At 45.1% G+C, this 20,076-nt stretch carries 20 protein-coding genes; 12 read left to right on the top strand and 8 right to left on the bottom strand.

Features of this window, described 5'->3' with window-relative positions:
- Nucleotides 1–25 precede the first annotated feature (25 nt).
- The 4 genes from AACT42_RS06160 to AACT42_RS06145 are packed head-to-tail and all read right to left on the bottom strand — an operon-like array spanning nucleotide 26 to nucleotide 2,750.
- Entirely contained in the window at nucleotides 26–874 is an 849-nt protein-coding gene (locus AACT42_RS06160; RefSeq protein ID WP_094131784.1) for a heme/hemin ABC transporter substrate-binding protein, read from the bottom strand.
- Nucleotides 875–925: 51 nt separating this feature from the next.
- Nucleotides 926–1,336 (bottom strand): ExbD/TolR family protein, encoded by a 411-nt coding sequence (locus AACT42_RS06155; RefSeq protein WP_013856733.1) that lies wholly within the window; start codon nucleotides 1,334–1,336, stop codon nucleotides 926–928.
- The gene (locus tag AACT42_RS06150) at nucleotides 1,333–2,040 is read right to left on the bottom strand and encodes a MotA/TolQ/ExbB proton channel family protein (RefSeq protein ID WP_013856734.1); all 708 of its coding nucleotides are present in this window, start codon (nucleotides 2,038–2,040) and stop codon (nucleotides 1,333–1,335) included. The genes AACT42_RS06155 and AACT42_RS06150 overlap by 4 nt, the downstream gene beginning before the upstream one ends.
- Nucleotides 2,040–2,750, bottom strand: coding sequence for an energy transducer TonB (locus AACT42_RS06145; protein WP_094131785.1), 711 nt, complete (start codon nucleotides 2,748–2,750; stop codon nucleotides 2,040–2,042). The genes AACT42_RS06150 and AACT42_RS06145 overlap by 1 nt, the downstream gene beginning before the upstream one ends.
- Before the next feature lie 155 nt (nucleotides 2,751–2,905).
- Between AACT42_RS06145 and hutW the strand changes: the two genes are divergently transcribed.
- The 3 genes from hutW to hutZ are packed head-to-tail and all read left to right on the top strand — an operon-like array spanning nucleotide 2,906 to nucleotide 5,403.
- Nucleotides 2,906–4,306 (top strand): heme anaerobic degradation radical SAM methyltransferase ChuW/HutW, encoded by a 1,401-nt coding sequence (gene hutW / locus AACT42_RS06140; protein ID WP_094132597.1) that lies wholly within the window; start codon nucleotides 2,906–2,908, stop codon nucleotides 4,304–4,306.
- Between the two features lie 2 nt (nucleotides 4,307–4,308).
- Nucleotides 4,309–4,818: a heme utilization cystosolic carrier protein HutX gene (gene hutX / locus AACT42_RS06135; RefSeq protein WP_064625324.1), complete on the top strand. Its 510-nt coding sequence runs from the start codon at nucleotides 4,309–4,311 to the stop codon at nucleotides 4,816–4,818.
- A gap of 54 nt (nucleotides 4,819–4,872) precedes the next feature.
- Nucleotides 4,873–5,403, top strand: coding sequence for a heme utilization protein HutZ (hutZ, locus tag AACT42_RS06130; protein WP_013856737.1), 531 nt, complete (start codon nucleotides 4,873–4,875; stop codon nucleotides 5,401–5,403).
- 191 nt (nucleotides 5,404–5,594) lie between these two features.
- Here the strand turns inward: hutZ and AACT42_RS06125 are convergent, their stop codons facing one another.
- Both AACT42_RS06125 and AACT42_RS06120 read right to left on the bottom strand, forming a co-directional pair.
- Nucleotides 5,595–7,733, bottom strand: a complete 2,139-nt coding sequence (locus AACT42_RS06125) for a TonB-dependent hemoglobin/transferrin/lactoferrin family receptor (RefSeq protein WP_094133546.1) — start codon at nucleotides 7,731–7,733, stop codon at nucleotides 5,595–5,597.
- Nucleotides 7,734–7,944: 211 nt separating this feature from the next.
- Complete coding sequence (locus AACT42_RS06120; RefSeq protein WP_047691821.1) at nucleotides 7,945–8,841, bottom strand: ROK family protein; 897 nt, start codon at nucleotides 8,839–8,841, stop codon at nucleotides 7,945–7,947.
- 223 nt (nucleotides 8,842–9,064) lie between these two features.
- On the opposite strand from AACT42_RS06120, the gene AACT42_RS06115 reads away from it, so the two are divergent.
- From AACT42_RS06115 to AACT42_RS06080, 8 genes are all read left to right on the top strand, one after another.
- A complete protein-coding gene (locus tag AACT42_RS06115) occupies nucleotides 9,065–9,712 on the top strand; it encodes a GTP cyclohydrolase II (protein WP_013856740.1) in 648 nt (215 codons plus the stop codon).
- A 166-nt stretch (nucleotides 9,713–9,878) separates the two neighbouring features.
- On the top strand, nucleotides 9,879–11,141 hold the full coding sequence (locus tag AACT42_RS06110) for an imelysin family protein (protein WP_094133547.1): 1,263 nt from the start codon (nucleotides 9,879–9,881) through the stop codon (nucleotides 11,139–11,141).
- Between the two features lie 78 nt (nucleotides 11,142–11,219).
- Nucleotides 11,220–12,602 (top strand): di-heme oxidoreductase family protein, encoded by a 1,383-nt coding sequence (locus AACT42_RS06105; protein ID WP_094133548.1) that lies wholly within the window; start codon nucleotides 11,220–11,222, stop codon nucleotides 12,600–12,602.
- 9 nt (nucleotides 12,603–12,611) lie between these two features.
- Nucleotides 12,612–13,649, top strand: coding sequence for an imelysin family protein (locus AACT42_RS06100; protein WP_094133549.1), 1,038 nt, complete (start codon nucleotides 12,612–12,614; stop codon nucleotides 13,647–13,649).
- Nucleotides 13,639–14,739: a DUF1513 domain-containing protein gene (locus AACT42_RS06095; RefSeq protein WP_176429085.1), complete on the top strand. Its 1,101-nt coding sequence runs from the start codon at nucleotides 13,639–13,641 to the stop codon at nucleotides 14,737–14,739. Before AACT42_RS06100 ends, AACT42_RS06095 begins: the two co-directional genes overlap by 11 nt.
- A gap of 143 nt (nucleotides 14,740–14,882) precedes the next feature.
- Complete coding sequence (locus tag AACT42_RS06090; protein WP_094133551.1) at nucleotides 14,883–16,436, top strand: L,D-transpeptidase family protein; 1,554 nt, start codon at nucleotides 14,883–14,885, stop codon at nucleotides 16,434–16,436.
- A 220-nt stretch (nucleotides 16,437–16,656) separates the two neighbouring features.
- Nucleotides 16,657–17,199, top strand: a complete 543-nt coding sequence (locus tag AACT42_RS06085; protein ID WP_017044782.1) for a YcbK family protein — start codon at nucleotides 16,657–16,659, stop codon at nucleotides 17,197–17,199.
- Nucleotides 17,200–17,274: 75 nt separating this feature from the next.
- A complete protein-coding gene (locus tag AACT42_RS06080) occupies nucleotides 17,275–17,931 on the top strand; it encodes an MBL fold metallo-hydrolase (protein WP_019282382.1) in 657 nt (218 codons plus the stop codon).
- 47 nt (nucleotides 17,932–17,978) lie between these two features.
- Here AACT42_RS06080 and AACT42_RS06075 read toward each other — a convergent pair whose 3' ends face one another.
- Complete coding sequence (locus AACT42_RS06075) at nucleotides 17,979–18,644, bottom strand: DUF2982 domain-containing protein (protein WP_017050560.1); 666 nt, start codon at nucleotides 18,642–18,644, stop codon at nucleotides 17,979–17,981.
- Between the two features lie 199 nt (nucleotides 18,645–18,843).
- Here AACT42_RS06075 and AACT42_RS06070 point away from each other — a divergent pair, with 199 nt between their 5' ends.
- Nucleotides 18,844–19,233: a hypothetical protein gene (locus AACT42_RS06070; RefSeq protein WP_026027541.1), complete on the top strand. Its 390-nt coding sequence runs from the start codon at nucleotides 18,844–18,846 to the stop codon at nucleotides 19,231–19,233.
- 78 nt (nucleotides 19,234–19,311) lie between these two features.
- Here AACT42_RS06070 and AACT42_RS06065 read toward each other — a convergent pair whose 3' ends face one another.
- Nucleotides 19,312–19,788: a MarR family winged helix-turn-helix transcriptional regulator gene (locus AACT42_RS06065; RefSeq protein ID WP_010320725.1), complete on the bottom strand. Its 477-nt coding sequence runs from the start codon at nucleotides 19,786–19,788 to the stop codon at nucleotides 19,312–19,314.
- Between the last annotated feature and the right edge of the window lie 288 nt (nucleotides 19,789–20,076).

The raw sequence follows: 20,076 nt of genomic DNA, 5'->3' as shown, positions 1-20,076 counted from the left end.
GAGATGACGTAACAAAATAAGCTCCTTAAGGATAGAGCAATGCGTTTAGACGTTGCACTTCAGCCAAGCTTTTAAGGCCTAACCCGCCGACGAGAGCGTGGCCATCGATGGTGATGATCTGCTTATTTATCCCAGCCGGAGTTGCTACTAACGTCGGTATGGATTGCAAAATGGCGTCTGCTCCTCCGAGTTTTTCATAACTGCGGCCACTGACTAAAATCACGTCCGGTTGCATCTCAATTATCGCTTCCATCGACAGTGGTTTATAAGACGTCACTTGTTCAGCGGCTGGGTTAACCGCGCCAGCCAACTCAATAATGCTGTTTGGCGTGGTGTCACTGCCCGCCACGTTAGCTGCTCTTCCTTCGTGGATAAGAAGAAATAGCACCTTTTTCGGAGTCTTGTGGGTAGATTGATGGTGGATTAACGCCGCTATTGTGCTTTGAACTTGCTGTTTGAGCGCTTTAGCTTGAGGCTTTGCATCAGCGAGCGTCGCGATTTGGTCAATGCGTGCCAACAACCCCTGTGGTGTGGATTCATCATTCACCACCTCGACGTTAACGCCAGCGCCTTTAAGCTGTTGCAATGTGCTTTCTGGCCCCATTTCACTAGAACCAATCAATTGTGTTGGTGCTAAGGCTAATAATCCTTCTGCGGATAATTGGCGATGATAACCGATTTTTGGGAGAGCAAGATCGTTTGGAATTTCACTGGTGACATCGACCGCAACAAGTTTATTTTGTGCGCCTAACGCAACGAGGATTTCGGTCACCGCGCTGCCCGCACTGATAATCCGTTCTTGCGCGCAGAGCCAAGGTGATAAGATGAAGAGCGTTATGGCAACAAGCCAATGAGAAAGAGATTTGTGTGTCATCGTGTTGTACTCATGAAAATCATACGGTTTTTAAAAGCGTGTATGAATAGGCTATTGGGGATGGTCGGTTAATAACTGAGTGGCAGCGATGCCATTGTCTTGCAAGAACGCCAGCAATTTAACCAACTGCTGCACTTCGGCGGTTTTGTCTGCGCCAATCACGATGGGGCGATCACTCGCTTTGCTTTGTTCTAACAACGCCAATGTGAAGTTATTCCAATCGATATACTGCTTGCCATCGATAGCCCAGTAAGGTTCGTGCGCCAGAAGATTCACTGTGATTGACTGCTTGTTCACTTCACTCACGGTGGGTGAGTCGGTTGTTGGCAGTGAAACGTCTAATGACTCAAATTTAACCGCGGCTGTAAGCAGTAAAAACACCATGACAATAAAAATGATATCCAACAATGGCGTTAAATCTGGCATTAATGCGGATGAGTGAGAGTGCGGCGTTTTAATCATGAGGCATTAACCACATCATTATCAGAGACGTCTTCATACTTAGCTACACGCTCTTGTTTGGTGGTGCAATCATGCTGTAAAGAAACACCTTCGAGCCATAAGTTGACATAATTGAGTGTGTGCTCAAGTTTTGCCATCACTCTGTCAGCCCATACGCCAAGCAATTGAGCGCCGGTAATTGCGGGAAGCGCGATCAGCAAACCTGCAGCCGTGGTTCGCATCGCAATGCCTAGGCCATCCGCAAGGTCGTTTGGCGTAATATTGCCAGAAGAGAGCGCCACCCCCTTGAACATTTCAATCAAACCTAACACAGTGCCAAGTAAGCCTAGCAGCGGGCTGATCACACCAATCAAAGATAAAATACGCAGTCCAGAATGCAGTTGATGACGCTTTTCTTGCAACCAAATGCCCGCCGCATCTTCACGTAATCCTTTAGAGAAATCGTGATGAGCAAGTAGCATGGCAACCCCTTTATAAAGCAATGGGCGCTTGCTGGAAAATTCACTGGCTAACGCCTCAATTTGCGCTGTATTGGTCGGTGATATTTGGTTGAGCGCACTACCGATCGCACCTTTTCCAACACCAAGGCTAAGCAGTACTTGGAAAAGCCGTTCAGTAATGATCATTGTCGCAAGTGCTGAGCAGACAAAAAGAGGCCAGGCCATCAGGCCAAGTTGTTGTTCTAGTTGAGTAAGTAGTTCCATTATCCTTCCAATTTAAAACGTACTGGGATTTGCACTCGGTGGGCTATTTTTTCACCGTTCACCACTTGAGGAGAGAATTTCCATTGTTTGATGGCATTAAGAGCCGATTCATCCAGCAGCGCCGCGCCCGACGAAGAGAGCAAAACCTGTTTGATTTGACGGCCGTTTTCGTCTAACCACACCTCATACATAGCGACCCCTTCAATTCCTCGTTTTTGTGCAAGCCTTGGATAAATAGGAGGGGCTGGGCGAGTAACAAAAGATGGCGCATCGACTAATTTCGGTTGATTAGTTGCGCCGCTGCTGCTTGGGGCGGCGGCGGTTTTCGGTGTCGATTCAGCGCTATTTTCATTCTCTGTAGAGGATGTCACAGCTTCCTTTACAGGAGTTTGCACTTGTGCTGATTTTGTCGGTATTTTAGGCACCGGTTTGTCTTTTACCGGTTTTGACAGGCTCTTTTTCTGCACCACTTTTTGCGGCTCTTTTTTTGCTGGTTTGGGTTTGTTGGCTCTCTTTTCTGGAGGTGGGGTTTTTGTTGCTTGCTCTTGTACTACCTGAGCTTGAGGTTGAGCCACAAAGTTAATCGACACTGAGGTGGATTGATTTCCCGCAGGCATGGCAAACACTTTTGATTCGTCATCAACAAACAAGATCGCCGCGTGAATCGCGAGAGATAGACTGCCAGCGACAAGATATCTAGTGAAATTCACGTTGTACTCCATATAAAAACAAAGTGTTCAGAGAGAGGATTATTACTTATCATTCAAATAAGATCAATTATCAATTGCATTATCATTTGCATCAAATTATGATTTTACGAATTAAAGAATGCGCGTAATAACCTCTCATTACGCCTAGGTTTTCTATGAATATTGTGATGAATTTAGATAAATATGATGAATCCGTTTTGGGGGCGAGAACAGACGACCCACTGCGTTTTGCTTTTGGTCAAAAACACTCCGCTCATGCGGGAGGAGTGGCGACTCCCATTGGTGCGGAGCAGCAACCTCGATTATGGCAACAATTAACGTCGCAGAGCAGTGAGCGCGCCAATAAACGCTGTTTATACATCCATATTCCCTTTTGCCGAGTACGCTGCACATTTTGTAACTTCTTTCAAAATGCCGCGAGTCGAAGTTTAGTTGATGATTACTTCTTAGCGTTGATGCTTGAGCTTGAGCAAAAATCCCAATTGGCTTGGACACAATCAGGTTTATTTCATGCGGTTTATATTGGTGGTGGTACACCGACCGATCTCTCAGCGCAACAAATACAGCAGTTAGGCCAGAGCATTCGTCGTCTATATCCATTATCAAATGATTGTGAAATCACTTTAGAAGGGCGTATTAACCGTTTCAGTGATGAAATGTTTGAGAGTGCGCTTGAAGGTGGGTTCAACCGTTTTTCATTTGGTATTCAAAGCTTTAATACTCAAGTTCGCCGCAGTGCAAAACGTCTTGATGATCGTGAAGTCGTGTTAGAGCGCATCACGAATTTGAGTGAAAGAGAAGAAGCACCCATTGTTCTCGACTTATTATATGGCTTGCCTTATCAAACCTTGGACGTTTTCGAGCAAGATTTGCATGACTTCGTCAGCACAGGGGCACAGGGTATCGATTTGTATCAGTTATTAGTTTCAGGTAGCGCACCAATGTTGAATTTGGTTGAGAAAGGGAAAATACCCGCCCCTGCTACCACACCAGACAAAGCCAGCATGTACCAAATTGGCGTTCAATTTTTTGCCAAACACCATTTCAAGTCGCTGAGTGTCAACCATTGGGCGAAAGATAACCGAGAGCGCAGCCAATACAACAGCCTAGCAAAAACCTTTGCAGAGGTGTTGCCAGTAGGTTGCGGCGCAGGAGGTAATGTTGGTGGATACAGCATGATGCAGCATCGCAGTCTTGAAGCGTATATGGAAGCGATGAAACAGCAACAGCCTCCGCTCGCCATGATGATGAAACAACACGCACTAGAGCCTGTCTTTGCCGCGATTAAATCAGGCTTTGACCGGGGCGTGTTAGCGCGTAAAGCCTTACCCAATTTTATGGGATTGGATTGCTTTGACTACCTAACGCCGCTGCTTCAGCATTGGCAGCAGGCAGGTTTAGTTAAACTAGAAGAGGATTATCTAGTCTCCACTTTGGCGGGTGGATTTTGGGCCGTAAGTTTGGCGCAATCATGCATTAAAGTTTTACATAACGAATTTACGGAACGCACGGATTTAACACACAGTGATTCAACACTGATAGCAAACTGGAAATGAATATGGATTTACTTGAACAGAAAGTGGCCTCTTTATTAGAGCAACAACCGACCTTATTGCCGGCAGCGATGGCGCAAGAGTTGAATGTGACTGAATTTGAAGTGGTGCAGGCATTGCCTAAAGAGATGGTTGCGATTGTTGATGGAGCTCAAGCTCAATCGCTGTTGGAATCACTAGCGGATTGGGGAATGGTCACAACGATTGTCCACTCTTTTGGCTCTATATTTGAAGTGAAAGCGCCTTTTCCAAAAGGGAAGTTGGCTCGTGGCTATTATAACTTGATGGGTAAAGAGGGCGAGTTACACGGCCACTTAAAGTTGGAATCCATCCAACACGTTGCTTTAGTCAGCAAGCCTTTTATGGGACGTGAAAGTCATTACTTTGGTTTCTTTAGTGAGCAAGGCGATAACATTTTTAAAATTTATCTAGGCCGAGATGAAAAGCGCGAACTGATTGCAGATCAAGTCGCACGTTTTAGAGCATTACAACAAGACGTTCATTCCAACCAATAATATTGATATAACGATAAGCCCTGAACGCAGTGCGAAAGGGTCGAGGAGAAAGTCATGGATCAGCAGATCAAACAAGAGCGATTACAAGGACGATTGGAACCTGAAATCCAAGAGTTTCGTCAAGAACGTCGTACATTGCAATTGGCTACAGTGGACGCGGAAGGCCGTCCGAATGTGAGCTACGCGCCATTTGTGCAAAACCAAGAAGGTTACTTTGTGCTGATTTCGCACATCGCTCGTCATGCGCGTAACTTGGAGGTGAACCCGCACGTCTCCTTGATGATGATTGCAGACGAAGGTTCATCAAAACAGATTTTTGCCCGTCAACGGTTGACGTTTGACGCCGTTGCGAGTGTTGTACCACGTGAAACGCCATTATGGCAGCAAGTCATTGGCCAAATGCAAGCTCGTTTTGGTGAGATCATTGACGGCTTAAGCCAGCTACAAGACTTTGCTTTATTCCAATTGAAAGTAGAAAAAGGTCTTTATGTGAAAGGCTTTGGCCAAGCGTATCAAGTGTCTGGTGATGACATGGTTGATTTTGTGCACCTTGATGAAGGGCATAAGAAAATTTCCAACGCGTAATCTTAATCGCTCAAGATACATTGGACATTGGAAGAAAAGGCTAGTTATCTAGCCTTTTTTGATAGTGATTTACCGTTGTTACGAGTTAATGATTTATCTGTGACTTCGTGGGATCGTTAATCGAGTATGAGAAATGTAGATAAAACAAAGCCAAGCGTAGAGCTTGGCTTTGTTGCTTGGATGAGAGAACGTTAGAATTGATAATCTACATTTAAACCCCAGTTACGCCCAGGCTGTGATTTGCTATCGATGTTAAAGGTTTCGCCAGTAGCATCTCGACCCGTGAGATCGCTATACAGCCAATATTTTTTATCGAGTGCATTGAATAGACCAGCGCGGATGGTTAGGTCTTGCATTGGTTTATAGTAGGCCGTTAAATCGATAAGTGTATAACCAGCGGCATCTGCATTTGTATTTGATTGCCAGTTCGTCTTACTTGCGACCATCTTAACATTAAGCAGTGCTCCGTATTGGTCGCGATCCAGCCCTAAGCCTACATTACTGGTTAGAGGCGCGACTGAATCTAAAGCATCACCTGTTTTCTTATCTTCTCCCTCAGCATAAGCAATGGCTAGACGGGTGTAAGTCCCTTGTGGGGCATTAAACGCTTTATCTAAGTCAATTCGAGAGCTAAATTCCGCACCATAAATCGTGACTTCATCCAAGTTCTCTTTGGTAAAGATATCCTTGCCACCTTGTTTGCCTGTCTTTGACTGAGTAATAAAATCGGTGTACTCGTTATAGAAGGTGGTGATTTCAAAATTAGTTGAGTCATTTTGACCACGTAGCCCAAGTTCATAGGACAAACTTTTCTCTGCTTTAAGATCTGGGTTCGCATCAATGATTGCCCCCTGATTATAGAAGTAGTAAAGGTCGTAAACAGTTGGTGCCTTGAATCCTTGACTAATTTGACCAAATACCGCTAGGTTAGGATTGACGTGGTAAACAGAACCTAATCGAGCAGTGAATGCGCTGTCTTTATTGGCTTCATAAGACTGAGTGTAGCCAGCATCAACGCTGGGTGTCGCTTCAAAAGAATCGTATCGAAGACCAGCGGTTAATATTAAACGGTCTTGCATGAAGTAGGCTTGGTCTTGTAGGAATAGCCCCCATTGCACGATAGTCGCATCAGGAATGCCAGAGCTACCCGGAGTCGATGTACCTGCATCTAATTTATAGTCAGTATTATCGAGGTCGAAGTCGTTGTTGATGTAGCTGGCACCATAGGTAAATTCATGAAGGTTGCCATTGAGATCTACGGCTTTGGAGAGTTGTCCATCAAATTGAATCGATTGATCTGATGATTCCCGTTCACGTAACCGGCGGCCATTAGATGGCGTTGTGTCGTAGTTCTTAGCGAGAGCGCTAGAATCTTGGAAATTCAATGACCAATCTAAAGAGTCAGCAAGCAGGGTATTCATCAACCATTGATGCTCTATACCGATACGAAGGCGCTCATTGGTATCTTGGTTGTAGTTATCGGTATAGGTAAAGCCGGGCATAATGGAATAACCGTTATAGTTTAGCTCGTCTTCATCATACCGTTTGTTGTAATACTCGGCGGTTAGCCCAAGTCGATGGTTATCATTGGCTTGATAAAATGCTTTTGCCAACAGGTTGCCAAGTTTGGAGTCAGCCGGGTTTTGAGCGCCGCGATCAGGGCCTTCGATTTCTGAACCTGAGCCATGAGTTTGAGTCTCACTGCCATTGGCATAAGTTGCCATCAGTAAGGTTTCAAGCTTATCTTGACGTATTGCCCACGTTAATGTCGTTTTAAATTGCTCGTTAGCGGACGTATAACCAGACTTGATACCGAAGCGTTGCTCATTCCCTTCTGTGACGAGAACGTCTTCTGGATTTTTAGTGCGTAGCAATACCACACCACCTAAAGCGTCGGATCCATAAAGTGTAGACGACGCACCTTTGTTCACTTCAATAGCTTGTAGAGTGTCAATCTCTATTGCGTTTGGATATTTTCGTTGCTCAGTTGCGCCAGGGTTATAAGGTACAGGTTGCTGTACACCATCAACCATCATTTTTACACGGCTTCCATCCATGCCGCGAATATTAAATCCTGCTATTCCAAAGCGGCCATTACCTTCCGCTTCAACACCTGGGGTGGAATTTAGAGCTTGCTGAATATTATCAGCCATTACTTCTGCAATCTCAGAAGAGGAGATACTTTCAATGGATGACGATACATCTTTTTTACTCTGCTCGGTTCGCGTTGCCGAAACAACGACCTCATCGAATCGAGAAACTTCTTCTGCGAGAGCAGCAGGGGAAAGCGCTAGCAATATGGAGGCTGATAGTAGTGTTTTAGTGTACATCTGAGTTATTACCTTATTCATCAATAACAGATTCAAGCTGTGCGCAATGATATTGGATCTAAATGGTAATTACTATCATTTGTATTTATGCGCGGAGTGAAGTGTAAACAGAATTAGGGATATATAGTTTAAATATCAATTGGTTGATATGTAAAACACTTGCTTTACTTAATTTTTCGATGACTAAAGTTGTGACTTTAATCACTTTCTGCTAGTTCAAACCTAGCCAAGCTGCACCACGGATGCCGCTGCTGTCACCATATTTTGCTTGGGTAAACACAATCTGTGCACTATCAGAAAAAACGTAGTTCGCTGTTGCCCGAGGTAGATCAACATACAGCGATGCTACGTTTGATAATCCTCCGCCAAGCACTATCACATCAGGATCCAACACATTAACGATGCAAGCAAAGCTGCGCGCCATTTGATCAATCAATTGTTGATAAAGCTTTGTTGCTTGTGGGTCTTGCTGCTGGTAGCGAGTGATTATTTCGGCTGCATTCCACTCTTGTTGACCAATCAACTGAGCACTCTTTGTTAAGCCAGAACCGGAGATAAAGAGTTCAATACAGTTATCGCGTCCGCAATAACAGTGGCGAGTTGGCCCATCACGTTCACTGGTAAAACTTGGCAGCGGATTGTGCCCCCACTCACCGCATACGGCGTTCGCACCGACCAATACCTGCTTGTTGATCACAATACCGCCACCGCAACCTGTGCCCAAAATCGCGCCAAAGACTACGTTGCCATCTTTGGCGGCACCATCGACCGCTTCAGACAGCGCAAAGCAATTGGCATCATTGGCAATCACAACGTTGCGCTGCAGGCGAGCGCACAGATCGGCTTTTAAATCTCGACCATTTAAAAAAGTGCAATTGGCATTTTTGATAAGCCCTGTCGCTGGGCTGATGGCTCCGGGAAGTCCAATCCCGATTTGGCAGTGAGTTTGCGTTTCGCTTTCGGCCATTGCAACCAGTTGGCATAAGGTACTTAGAAAAAGCTCGTACTCATGTGGGGTAGGGGTTCGGTGTTTAAAGAGGGTGTTTCCTGATTTATCCAGTACGCAAATTTCAATTTTGGTGCCGCCAATGTCGAAACCTATCAGCATGATTTTTCCTTATTTTGGATGTTGAGTGTGAGTCCTGACTATGGAATATAGTCTAATAATCAACGTGTTTTGTCTTTGAACTGAACAAGATAACGTGAAGTGGTGAGATTTTTTCTTTTGATTGCTGAAAATTGTTATATTATAACATTTCTCAGCAAGTGATCTTTTTATTGAAAAGGGGAGTATCTATCCCCATAGTTAGGTCATCAATGGGTCAATTCGAATGCAAATCAATTCAGCATTGCAACAAGCAATTATTCAAGTGAGTGTAGATATGGCGGAAGTACGAGCCAGAGTGGATTTCAAAGTCGGTCTAAAAAGCAATATTGACGCCGAAATACTCTCTTTTAGAGGACTGAAAACAGACAAAGAACATGTTGCGGTCATTTTTAAATCCGCTGATGTTACTCAGGAAACTCCTTTAGTCCGTATGCATTCAGAGTGTTTAACGGGCGATGTTTTTCACTCATCACGCTGTGATTGTGGTGAACAATTAGAAGAAACCATTAATAAAATGGGTGAAGTTGGCGGCATTATCCTCTATTTGCGTCAAGAAGGTCGAGGCATTGGTCTGTACAACAAAATTGATGCCTATCGCTTACAAAGTGCGGGGATGAATACCTATGAAGCCAACAATCATCTTGGCTTTGGTGACGACCTGCGTGATTTCACTGAAGCGGCGCAGATGTTGAAAGCGTTAAATGTGACCAAGATTCGTTTAGTCACTAATAACCCTAAAAAAAGTCGTGAGCTGAAGGAGCATGGTATTGAAATTGTAGAGGTCGTGAATACCGCGGCACATATTAAGTCGGGTAATGAAAATTACCTCAAGGCCAAAGTCTCCCATGGCAAACATAACTTAAAACTATAATTCAGATTTATAGATGATAGCCAAAAACCTCATTTCGGTGAGGTTTTTGGCGTTTTTACCTTGCAAAAAAATGGATAATTTGTATTATCGGCGACTAAAAGTGCAAATGATAATAATTAGCACTACCATAAGATAACGCTCAAATCGCCTCAACAAGGATGCTCCCATGAAAGTTAACACGCCTCTTATTCAGTCAATTGCTGCCTCACTTGCCATCGCAAGTAGTGCGTCATTTGCCGCTACCGTCACTAAGGAGCAGGTGGTCGAACATTATGCCAATATTGCCCATGCCGTGTTTGCTGATTCGCTGACGACCGCTCAATCATTAGAAAAATCAATTGATCAGTTCTTGATGACACCCTCGGCGGCTAAATTGGAAGAGGTGAAACAAGCGTGGTTAGCATCGCGAGTGCCTTACCAGCAGTCCGAAGTCTTTCGTTTTGGCAATGCCGTTGTTGACGATTGGGAAGGGCAACTCAATGCTTGGCCTCTTGATGAAGGGCTGATTGACTACGTCGCTACCGATTACCAATATGAACTGGGCAATGAAGGCGCCAGCGCTAACATCATTGCCAACCAAACGTTGAAAATTGGTGCGACAACGATTGATGTCTCCACTATCACACCAGAGCTGATTGCCAGCTTAAACGAAATCGGTGGCTCTGAAGCTAACGTCGCTTCAGGTTATCATGCCATTGAGTTTCTACTGTGGGGCCAAGATTTAAATGGCACCAATGCGGGAGCTGGTGCTCGTGCTTACACGGATTTTGTCGTGGGTAGCGAATGCACCAATAACCATTGTGATCGCCGTGCTCAATACTTAAAAGCGGCAGCTCAGCTGCTCGTGCAAGATTTGGCATGGATGGAAAAACAGTGGTCTGCGGATGAAAAAGCCAATTACCGTCACGAATTACTTGCGGAATCAGCAGACAATGGTTTGCGTAAGATGCTATTTGGTATGGGGTCTTTATCACTGGGCGAATTAGCGGGCGAGCGTATGAAAGTGGCGCTAGAAGCAAACTCGACTGAAGATGAGCACGATTGTTTCTCGGATAATACTCATAACTCTCATTACTACAATGAACAAGGTATTTACAACCTTTATACGGGTTCTTACCAGCGTCAAGACGGAAAGGTACTAACAGGCCCAAGCCTGAATGATTTAGTGGCACAAAAGGATACACAAGCAGCCAAAGAGATTCAAAAGCAGTTTGACAGTGCGCGCGCTGAAGTCGGCAAATTAGTCACGTCGGCTGAAAAAGATAATCAGCATTTCGATCAATTGATCGCGGCTAACAATCCTCAAGGCAACGCGATAGTCAATGGAGCCATTATGGCTTTAGTGGCTCAAACCGCTTCGATAGAACGTACCGCTTCAGTGATTGGAATTGATAACCTTAATCCAGATACTGCAGACCACGAATTCTAATAATAAGATGAAAAATCCAAGGGCTCAGATGAGCCCTTTTCCACGTTTACACTGAATAAAGATGTTGAGAAAAGCCCAATGAGATCGTTTTTTACCGTCGCGCTCCTAACCTTGTTTGCCAACCCCGTTTATGCCGATGAGGTGAAATCGGGTGGCAAAACCAGTACAACCAAAGCTGGGCCGAATGCTTACTCGCTTCCTGCGGCCAATTTGCCGATGAGCAAACGGCTCGATTTTAGCGTGGGAAACAGTTTCTTTCGTAACCCTTGGGTGCCAGCGCCATCATCTACCGATGCAAGAGATGGTTTAGGGCCGCTTTTTAACACCAATGGTTGTCAAAATTGTCACATCAAAGATGGTCGCGGCCATCCGCCAGAAAAAAATGACACACATGCCGTTTCGATGTTGGTTCGCCTGAGTATTCCAGCGCTGACGGATGAACAAAAAGCGATCTATGCCAAAGAAGGGGGGATCCCCGAACCCATCTATGGTGGACAGTTACAAGATTTCGCTTTGCCCGATCAAAAAGCAGAAGGACAAATCCACATCACTTATCAAGAGATTGCGGTTGCTTTTACGGATGGCCACCAAGTGATGTTACGCAAACCTAATTTAAAAATTACTGAACTTGGTTATGGTGATATGCATCCTGATACCCAGTTTTCGGCGCGTGTCGCCCCGCCAATGATTGGCCTTGGCCTACTTGAAAGCATTGCTGATGCCAGCTTATTAGCAATGGCAGACCCTGAAGATAGTGATGGCGATGGTATCTCTGGCAAAGTGAACCGTGTTTGGGATGTAGAAAAAAAAGATTTTGCCATCGGGCGTTTTGGTTGGAAAGCCGGGCAGCCTAGTTTAATGCAACAGAATGCCGCGGCGTTTAACGGCGATTTAGGATTGACCAGCCGTTTATTCCCCAAAGAAAACTGCACCGAGAAGCAAACACTCTGTCAAACCTTACCTAACGGCGGCGACCCTGAGGTCAGTGACAACATTCTTGATTTTGTCGAATTCTATTCTCAGCATTTAGCCGTTCCAGTGCGTCGCAATGTCGACGATCCACAAGTGAAGCTGGGTCAATCATTGTTCAAACAAGTTGGCTGTGAGAGTTGCCACCGCACTGACCTTAAAACGGTAAAAAGAACGGATCACCCAGCCTTGTCAGAGCAAGAAATCCATCCTTACAGTGATTTACTACTGCATGATATGGGCGAAGGGTTAGCCGATAATCGTCCTGAAGCCTTAGCTAATGGACAAGAGTGGCGTACCCCGCCTTTGTGGGGGATCGGCTATACGCAAGAGGTGAGCGGCCATACTTATTTTTTACATGATGGCCGAGCGCGTAATCTCATGGAAGCGGTACTTTGGCACGGTGGTGAGGCGCAAGGTGCCAAAGAGAAAGTACGTCAATTCAATGCCAGCGAACGCAACGCGTTGATCGCTTTTCTTAATTCTTTATAGGGTGCGAGCATGAAATTTCCTCTGCTATTTTCGATAGCGGTTACCAGTGTACTTTCGGCTTGCCAACCCACGCCGAAATCAGCGCTTGAGCCGCAAAAAAACAATCATGTTAGCCAAGGTGTTTATGAGGTTGAATTTGCTGCGGCGCAGCGTTTTGCTCAACAATCGCACCAGCTTGCTCAATTATTTGATCAGCAATGCCAGCCGGGCGATGTTGCATTGCCCTTGCTGAAAGAACAGTGGCAGCAAACTATTGGGGCGTGGATGTTTTTACAAGGGCAAGAGAGAGGGCCAGCTAAAGCACTCGAGCAAAGTTGGAACGTACAATTTTGGCCAGATAAAAAAGACACTACCGGGCGAAAAATGAGCCTGTTAGCGAGCAGTAGCAAGCACTGGAGTGAGGAGCAGATTGCAAACCAGAGTGTCACAGTGCAGGGGATTGGCGCATTGGAATGGTTACTCTATGACCCTCAATCGCCGCTTCTGAAAAACCAGCAATTAGAAACGGGCTGTATGATTGGACAAGCGATCAGCGCGAATTTGGCGACGAAATCTCATTTGATTGCTGAGCAATGGCAACAGAATCCATGGTTGATGCTGGATCTGAGCGCTTGGCAAGCCGAATACATTGCGCTGCTCTCCAATCAGCTTGATTACAGCATGAAAAAACTGAGCCGCCCCTTAGCCAATATCGGCCAGCCACGCCCTTATTTTTCAGAATCGTGGCGCGCCAAAGTCTCTTTGAATAACCTGCAAAAGAATGTTCAAGCGATGCAAACACTCTATTTAGCAAAAGACGGTTTAGATCAGATGTTGCGGGAAAGAGATCAAGTCGCTATGGCCGAGCGCGTAAAAGCACATTTATCCTTGATGTTGGAAACGTGGCCGCAAACGGCCAGCTTATTTGATTTATTGCAAACGAAAGCAGGCTACCGTGAGGTGCTTGCGCTCTATAACAAGTTCGAACAACTCAATTATTTACTGCATGACGAAGTCGCGGTAGAGCTAGGCGTAGTGATAGGATTTAATGCAACCGATGGTGACTGATCTAACAAGACGTACGCTGCTGAAAGCGGCGTTATTGAGCACTTCAACGCCTCTGCTGCCGCTGGGGTGCGCCACTACTCGTCGTGACGACCCACAACCCGCTTTGATTGGTTGCGCTATTCATAAAGGCTCGCAGTTTCGCGCCGTTGTAGCCGACGCCCAAGGCCAAGCGATTCACCAATTACCTTTGCCTGCAAGGGGACACGGTGTTGCTATCCATCCTACCTTGACGCATGCGGTCGCTTTTGCCCGTCGTCCCGGTGAGTTTTTGATGGTGTTTAACTATCAAAATGGAGAACTCATCAAATTGCAACTGGCGCAACCCACGCGACATTTTTATGGGCACGGCGTTTACTCAAATGATGGTGCGTGGCTTTATGCAACCGAAGGCGAGAAAGCGACAAGTCGCGGCATTATTGGTGTGTATGATGTGCAGCATAGCTACCAAAAAGTGGCTGAGTTCAGTGGTTTTGGTATTGGCCCTCACGAAGTCATTGTGATGCCAGATGGCAGGCTCGCGATTGGGGTAGGTGGGGTGCATACTTTCGGCCGAGAGCCACTCAACGTAGAGAGCATGATGCCGAGCTTGACCTACCTTTCTCATCAAGGAGAAGTGCTTGAGCAACGGATATTGAACGACCACCATTTGAGCATCCGCCATCTTGCTCATGATGGTGCAGATACTGTGCTGTGCGGCCAACAATACCGAGGTCAGCCGGAAGAGTATCCACCTTTGGTAGCGCTACATGACCAAGGTGGCGAACTCATTCCGCTCTTGGCAGAGCCTGAACAATGGGCAAGATTCAACCATTACATTGCCAGTATTGCGGCGACCGACCAATGGATTTTAGCGACTTCTCCACGTGGTAACTGTTACGGTATTTGGTCAAAAGAGACATTGCAACTGGTTGAGTTGGCCTCTTTGCCGGATGCTTCTGGCGTGGTAGTGCAAGATCAGCAGTTCCAAGTCAGTTCAGGAGCTGGCTTGGTCGTTAATTCACCCTATCCTCAACCTGAAATACGCACGCGTAGTAATGTCCAATGGGACAATCACTGGTCTGCCATTGATTACTCTTGCCAAAAAAGCTGAGTAAGCGAACTAAATTTGTTTAATGATAATTCTCATTGCATGAGAGTTTATGAATATATTGTTGATATCGACAACAACGTTTAGCAGATAGCCGTTTCTTTTGCCATACTGAAACGTGAATCAGCGTTGTTGGATAGATCGGAATGAGTAAAAGCATCCTATTTGCTTTAGTATTGATTTTTAGTAGCTTTTCTCTTTACTCTGCCGAGAAGGTACAGCCTTTTGCTGTCTCGCAAGAGAATGCCTCGTTGCAATCTTTTATCCAATATCCGCATTTAGTCGAACGAATTTACCAAGAGAATGAGAATCGGCGCATTTGGCAAGATGAGCAGATTGTTCGTCAATTTGAACATCAATTGGAAGTGATTCGCCGAGCGGGGTTTAGCCCTTTATTTTCACGCCAGTTAGCGCAAATGAAAGCGTACCGGAATCAGCAAGCGTTCAACGAATACGATCTGCTGGCGACCGATACTTTACTTTTGTATTTGAGTTATGCCGAGCAAGCTCCCAAAGTCGGTATGGCTTGGTTCTTTGAACGTAAGCTCAACTCTGCGATTGCTCCACCAAGCCAAGAAGCCTTGTTCGCTCTTCATGTTGCGGTGGAAGTTAACAGTATCGGCGATCTGCTCAATGGTTATGCGCCCAACAACGCGGCTTATGATCAACTGCTACATGCCTATGATTTTCTGCTCAGTACTGAAAATGCAGCGCTCTCGTTGTACAGCCAAAAAGGGTTAAAAAAACCTGGCGATAAGCTCTCACAACGTAGTGTGCTTATTGCCCGCTTATCATTAGTTAATATCGATGTTAGCACAGTGCGTGACGACGTAACTTGGTATGACAACAGCTTGGTCAAACCTGTGAAAGAGTTTCAAGCGATGCACGGTTTAAAAGCTGATGGCATGATTGGCCCCGAGACCTTAAAGTGGTTAAATTTGTCTTTGCAGGCACGCCTGTCTATGTTGGCATTAAATGCAGAGCGAACTCGTTTGTGGCCAGAATCAAAAGAGACACAGATCGTAGTCAACGTTCCCAGTTTTGATATGCGCTACTGGTATTTAGGTAAAGAAGTCTTTCAGTCTAAAGTGGTGGTGGGCCGAGTTTCACGCAAAACGCCACTCATGAGCACCAAATTAGATTCTTTGATCCTAAACCCGACGTGGAATGTGCCACACAAAATCATGGTTGAAGATATTCTGCCGATGGTAAAAAAAGATCAAAACTATTTGCGTCAACACAATATTGATATTGTTTCGAGCTGGCGCTCGAACGATCAAATTGACCCAAGCAACATCAACTGGTCTGCGGTGAATCCGGCCTCTTTTCCCTACCGAATGCGTCAGCAAGCGGGGCAAGATAATGCATTAGGTCTGTATAAATTTAATACGCCCAATCGTAGAGCGATTTACCTACATGATACGCCGAGTAAATACCTATTCAATAATACGTCGCGAGCCTTTAGTTCGGGTTGTATTCGAGTACAAAATGCCGATAAGTTTGCTTCGATGATATTAGAAACCCAAGGTATTAATGGTGATAAATTAACGGGAAAAGAAGGGCCTGCGAATGGCACGATCCCATTAAAGCAGCGCATCCCCGTACACATTATCTATCAAACCGTTTGGTATGAAGGTGGGGAACTGCACTACCGAGATGATATCTATCGTTATGATGCATTCAGTACCAGTAATGGGTGAATGGATACCGCTAAAACAGTGGTCACCTAAGTAAGCAGGGATGCGTCTCTCAATTTACCAAAAAATGACTTAATAAAGATCTCTTTTATGTTCAAAGAGTAACGATGCTGTGGCTCTCTCTTGAGCATTTCGAGCACAATTTATGCATTTGATCTTCACAATGGAGTCCGGTAGTGTCCGGGCTTGTTGAAAATAAATTCAGTTGTGAAGGTATCAAACCTTGTTAGTTTCTCGTCGTCACTTTATAAAATTGGCTGGTAGTGGTGTAGTTGTAGCGGCGTGTGCCCCCCAAATAGTATTGGCATCGTACCCTGAAACCTCTCGCATACTCGCGATGAATAATTTACATACCGGTGAAACACTTGAAACCTGTTATTTCAACGGTGTTCGTTATGTTCGATCTGAGCTTGATCGGCTCAACCATATTTGCCGTGATTTCCGCCGCAACGAAGTCCATCCAATGGACAAAAATCTATTTGACCAAATATCGAAAATTCAATCTCTACTTGGCACTCAAGCGGAAGTACAAATCATCTCTGGTTATCGATCTCCTGCCACCAATGAGATGTTGCGCACTCACTCCTCTGGGGTTGCTAAGAAAAGTTTCCATATGCTAGGCCAAGCAATTGATTTTCGGTTAGATGGTGTTCAGTTGAGTCAAGTACGCGAAGCGGCGATCGAATTGGGCGCTGGCGGTGTTGGTTATTATCCTAGCAGTGATTTTGTGCACATTGATACTGGGCCTGTACGTCATTGGTCATAAGGCTGTTCGTGACTTGTCAAATGAAAGTGTCAATGTCATAGTTCGGCCAACTGCGAATTCGAACAAGGTTTTAGTATGTCGTTAAAGTATCAAGTGGTGCCCGTCACTTCCTTCTCTCAAAACTGCTCTATCGTTTGGTGTGATGACACCATGGAAGGGATCGTGGTTGACCCTGGCGGTGATGTGAAACAGCTCGTGATGTTGATTAATGAACTCGGGGTAAAAGTGGTCAGTTTGGTTCTTACTCATGGTCATTTAGATCATGTCGGTGGAACCGAACCGCTGGCGCAGCAGTTGGGCGGCGTCGATATTATTGGACCACATAAAGCGGACAACTTCTGGCTACAAGGCCTCGAAGGTCAAAGCAAAATGTTTGGTTTTCCACTGACGGAAGCCTTTGAACCTACCCAATGGCTTAATGAGGGTGATGAAGTGAAGTTTGGCCTTCAAACTCTACAAGTATTGCACACGCCCGGCCACACGCCCGGTCACGTGGTGCTGTTTAGCCAGCAAGCGAAATTGGCGTTTGTTGGTGATGTATTGTTTAACGGTAGTATCGGCCGTACGGATTTCCCGCAAGGTGATTTCAATACCCTTATTCACTCGATCAAAACTAAGCTATGGCCACTTGGCAACGATGTGACGTTTGTGCCCGGCCATGGTCCGCAATCGACTTTTGGCCGTGAACGTGCCAATAACCCTTATGTCGCAGATGAAATGCCCCTGTATTGATCTTGATTAGGCTCAGAGTGTTCCTTCTGCGCCCATTAAACCATGTCTTAGTCTGGTTCGGCCGCCGCGAGGTAGCGCCGAATCAGCCCCACAAACGCCTCGGCGTCACGATCCAGATCGTGCGCTGAGATAAAAATATCATAATCAAAAAATTGCCGTTGATAGCGCATCCGATTGGCTAACATTGCCATAAGACCATGATAGTAATTACCGTTTGGCGCAGTGTAAGGTGCGTTGTCGAGTACCAAGTCTTCAAATTGAGTCTCTTTGCGCTGTTGTTTTGCTCCTAAGTAGAGCAGCGCGCGCTGGCTGAGCAAGATCTCACTAGCGATTCTGGGGCATACACTCTCAAGGTAAGGTGAATAATCCTTCAGTTTGATCCCAATCCAAGGCAAAGGTTGGTGCCAACCATGATATTCATAACTGCACACCCCAATGCGGCTGATATTGTTCCATTTTACGACCCAACCTCCTTTAAAGAGATGCTGCTGAAAATGGGTAGCGGTTAGAGTGTAGCTAACTTTTCCTTTCAAAATCAAAAGATAGAAGGTGATTAGAGTCACTGCCAGTGCACTTACTAACAGCAGCGCATGAATAATGTTGGATGAGAACATGACAATGCAAATTGAAGCGATGATACAAGTCGTATTTATCCATTTCACTAAAGGTGATTGCAGAGAAAAGCGCGTATTAGACAAATGTTGGGTGTGCATAAAACAGTGAAACTCCTTCGAGCTACAGCATCGTTGTTGGCTGTTGCGACCTGTATAAATTGTAGTCAGTTACCGCATCAAAATGCGTTTTTGCCCCTCAATCTGTGCTATGCCCTACAAATCGAGGACGATTTTTGATATAAAACGCGCTTCAAATTTTCACCACTGCTTGAAACGCAGTGAAATGGAGAAATATTCGATGAGACTTGCTCATAAGCGTAAGGTGCAGGCAAAATTGCAAAAGCGTATTAAAGCGACTGTTGCAAACTTGATCGCCTCTCAATCAGCAAAGCCTGTAACAGCGCAATCGACCGTAGCAAAAACCGCTGCAACAAAAGTAGTTGTGGAGAAAGCTGCGGCGAACTCTAAAAAAGTGGATGTTGCGTTAACGCCAAAACAGCAACAGGTTTTAGATATCGTCGCTAACCACGCCGAAGGTATGAATCCTAAATCGATCGGCTTAAGTGCTGGTCAAGAAGATGCGAAAGCTGCCGCTTGGGCCACTGGCGCACTCAAGAAACTAGTAGAAGAAAATCTGGTAGTGAAAGAGCAGTTAGCAGGCAACAAAGTTATCTATAAAGCCATTTAATCTGCTGTTCGTTGTGAATGAATTAGCCTCGGTAGCCCCGAGGCTTTTTTACGATCAAATTTTAAAATGCAATCAAAGCTACTCTTCTTTGGTAATAGAGCCAATTTCGAGCATCGGTGCGACATCGATGTTTTCGGCATTCATCATAGAAGATAAACGTTGTACTGATGAGAGCAACAAGCTTTGCTCCCACTCTTGAAGCTGCCTAAATTGTTCGACAAAGCTTTCTTGCAATGGTTGCGGTGCCTTTTCTAGCAGCTTCTTACCTTCGTCCGTTAAATGGGCGTGCACTTTTCGTTTATCGGTATTGCTGCGAATTCGCTGTACGTATCCGTTGCGCTCTAATCTATCCAAAATGGTGGTGGCAGTGGCCTGGCTCATGTTCGTATGATCCGACAATGTGCGGATAGTCACCTCACCAAGGGTTTGAATTGAACGCATTAGAATAAGCTGGGGACCAGTAAGCCCAGCGTCTCTATTCAGTTTTTTAGAGTGCAGATCAATTGCGCGAATAATTTGTCGAATTGAGATCAAAACTTCTTCATGTTTTTCCAAACTCATTGTCCCAAAAAGAAAGTTATTAATAAGCGGGGACCATAGCGCAGTTCTTTTCACTTGAAAAGTAGCATTCGACCTCTTTTGTTTTGGTCTAAGATGATGAGTGTATAAGTTGAGATGTAAAATGATTAGTGCTCGAATGTTTTTGTTTTCGATTTTTACCCTAAATTGGTTGAAGTTTAACCTTTAAGGCTTATTTTTTGCCTTTCATGGCATTTTATGTTGCTTTTTAGTGGATTTTTTCTGTGATTTTGGTAGGGTATTCAGCATATTGAAAAAATAAAT

Origin of the sequence: Vibrio sp. V15_P4S5T153, assembly GCF_963874485.1 — a bacterium.
Classification (GTDB): Bacteria; Pseudomonadota; Gammaproteobacteria; order Enterobacterales; family Vibrionaceae; genus Vibrio; species Vibrio anguillarum.
The sequence above is the reverse complement of the archived record's forward strand: the minus strand, read 5'-3'. Positions and strand labels throughout refer to the sequence as shown.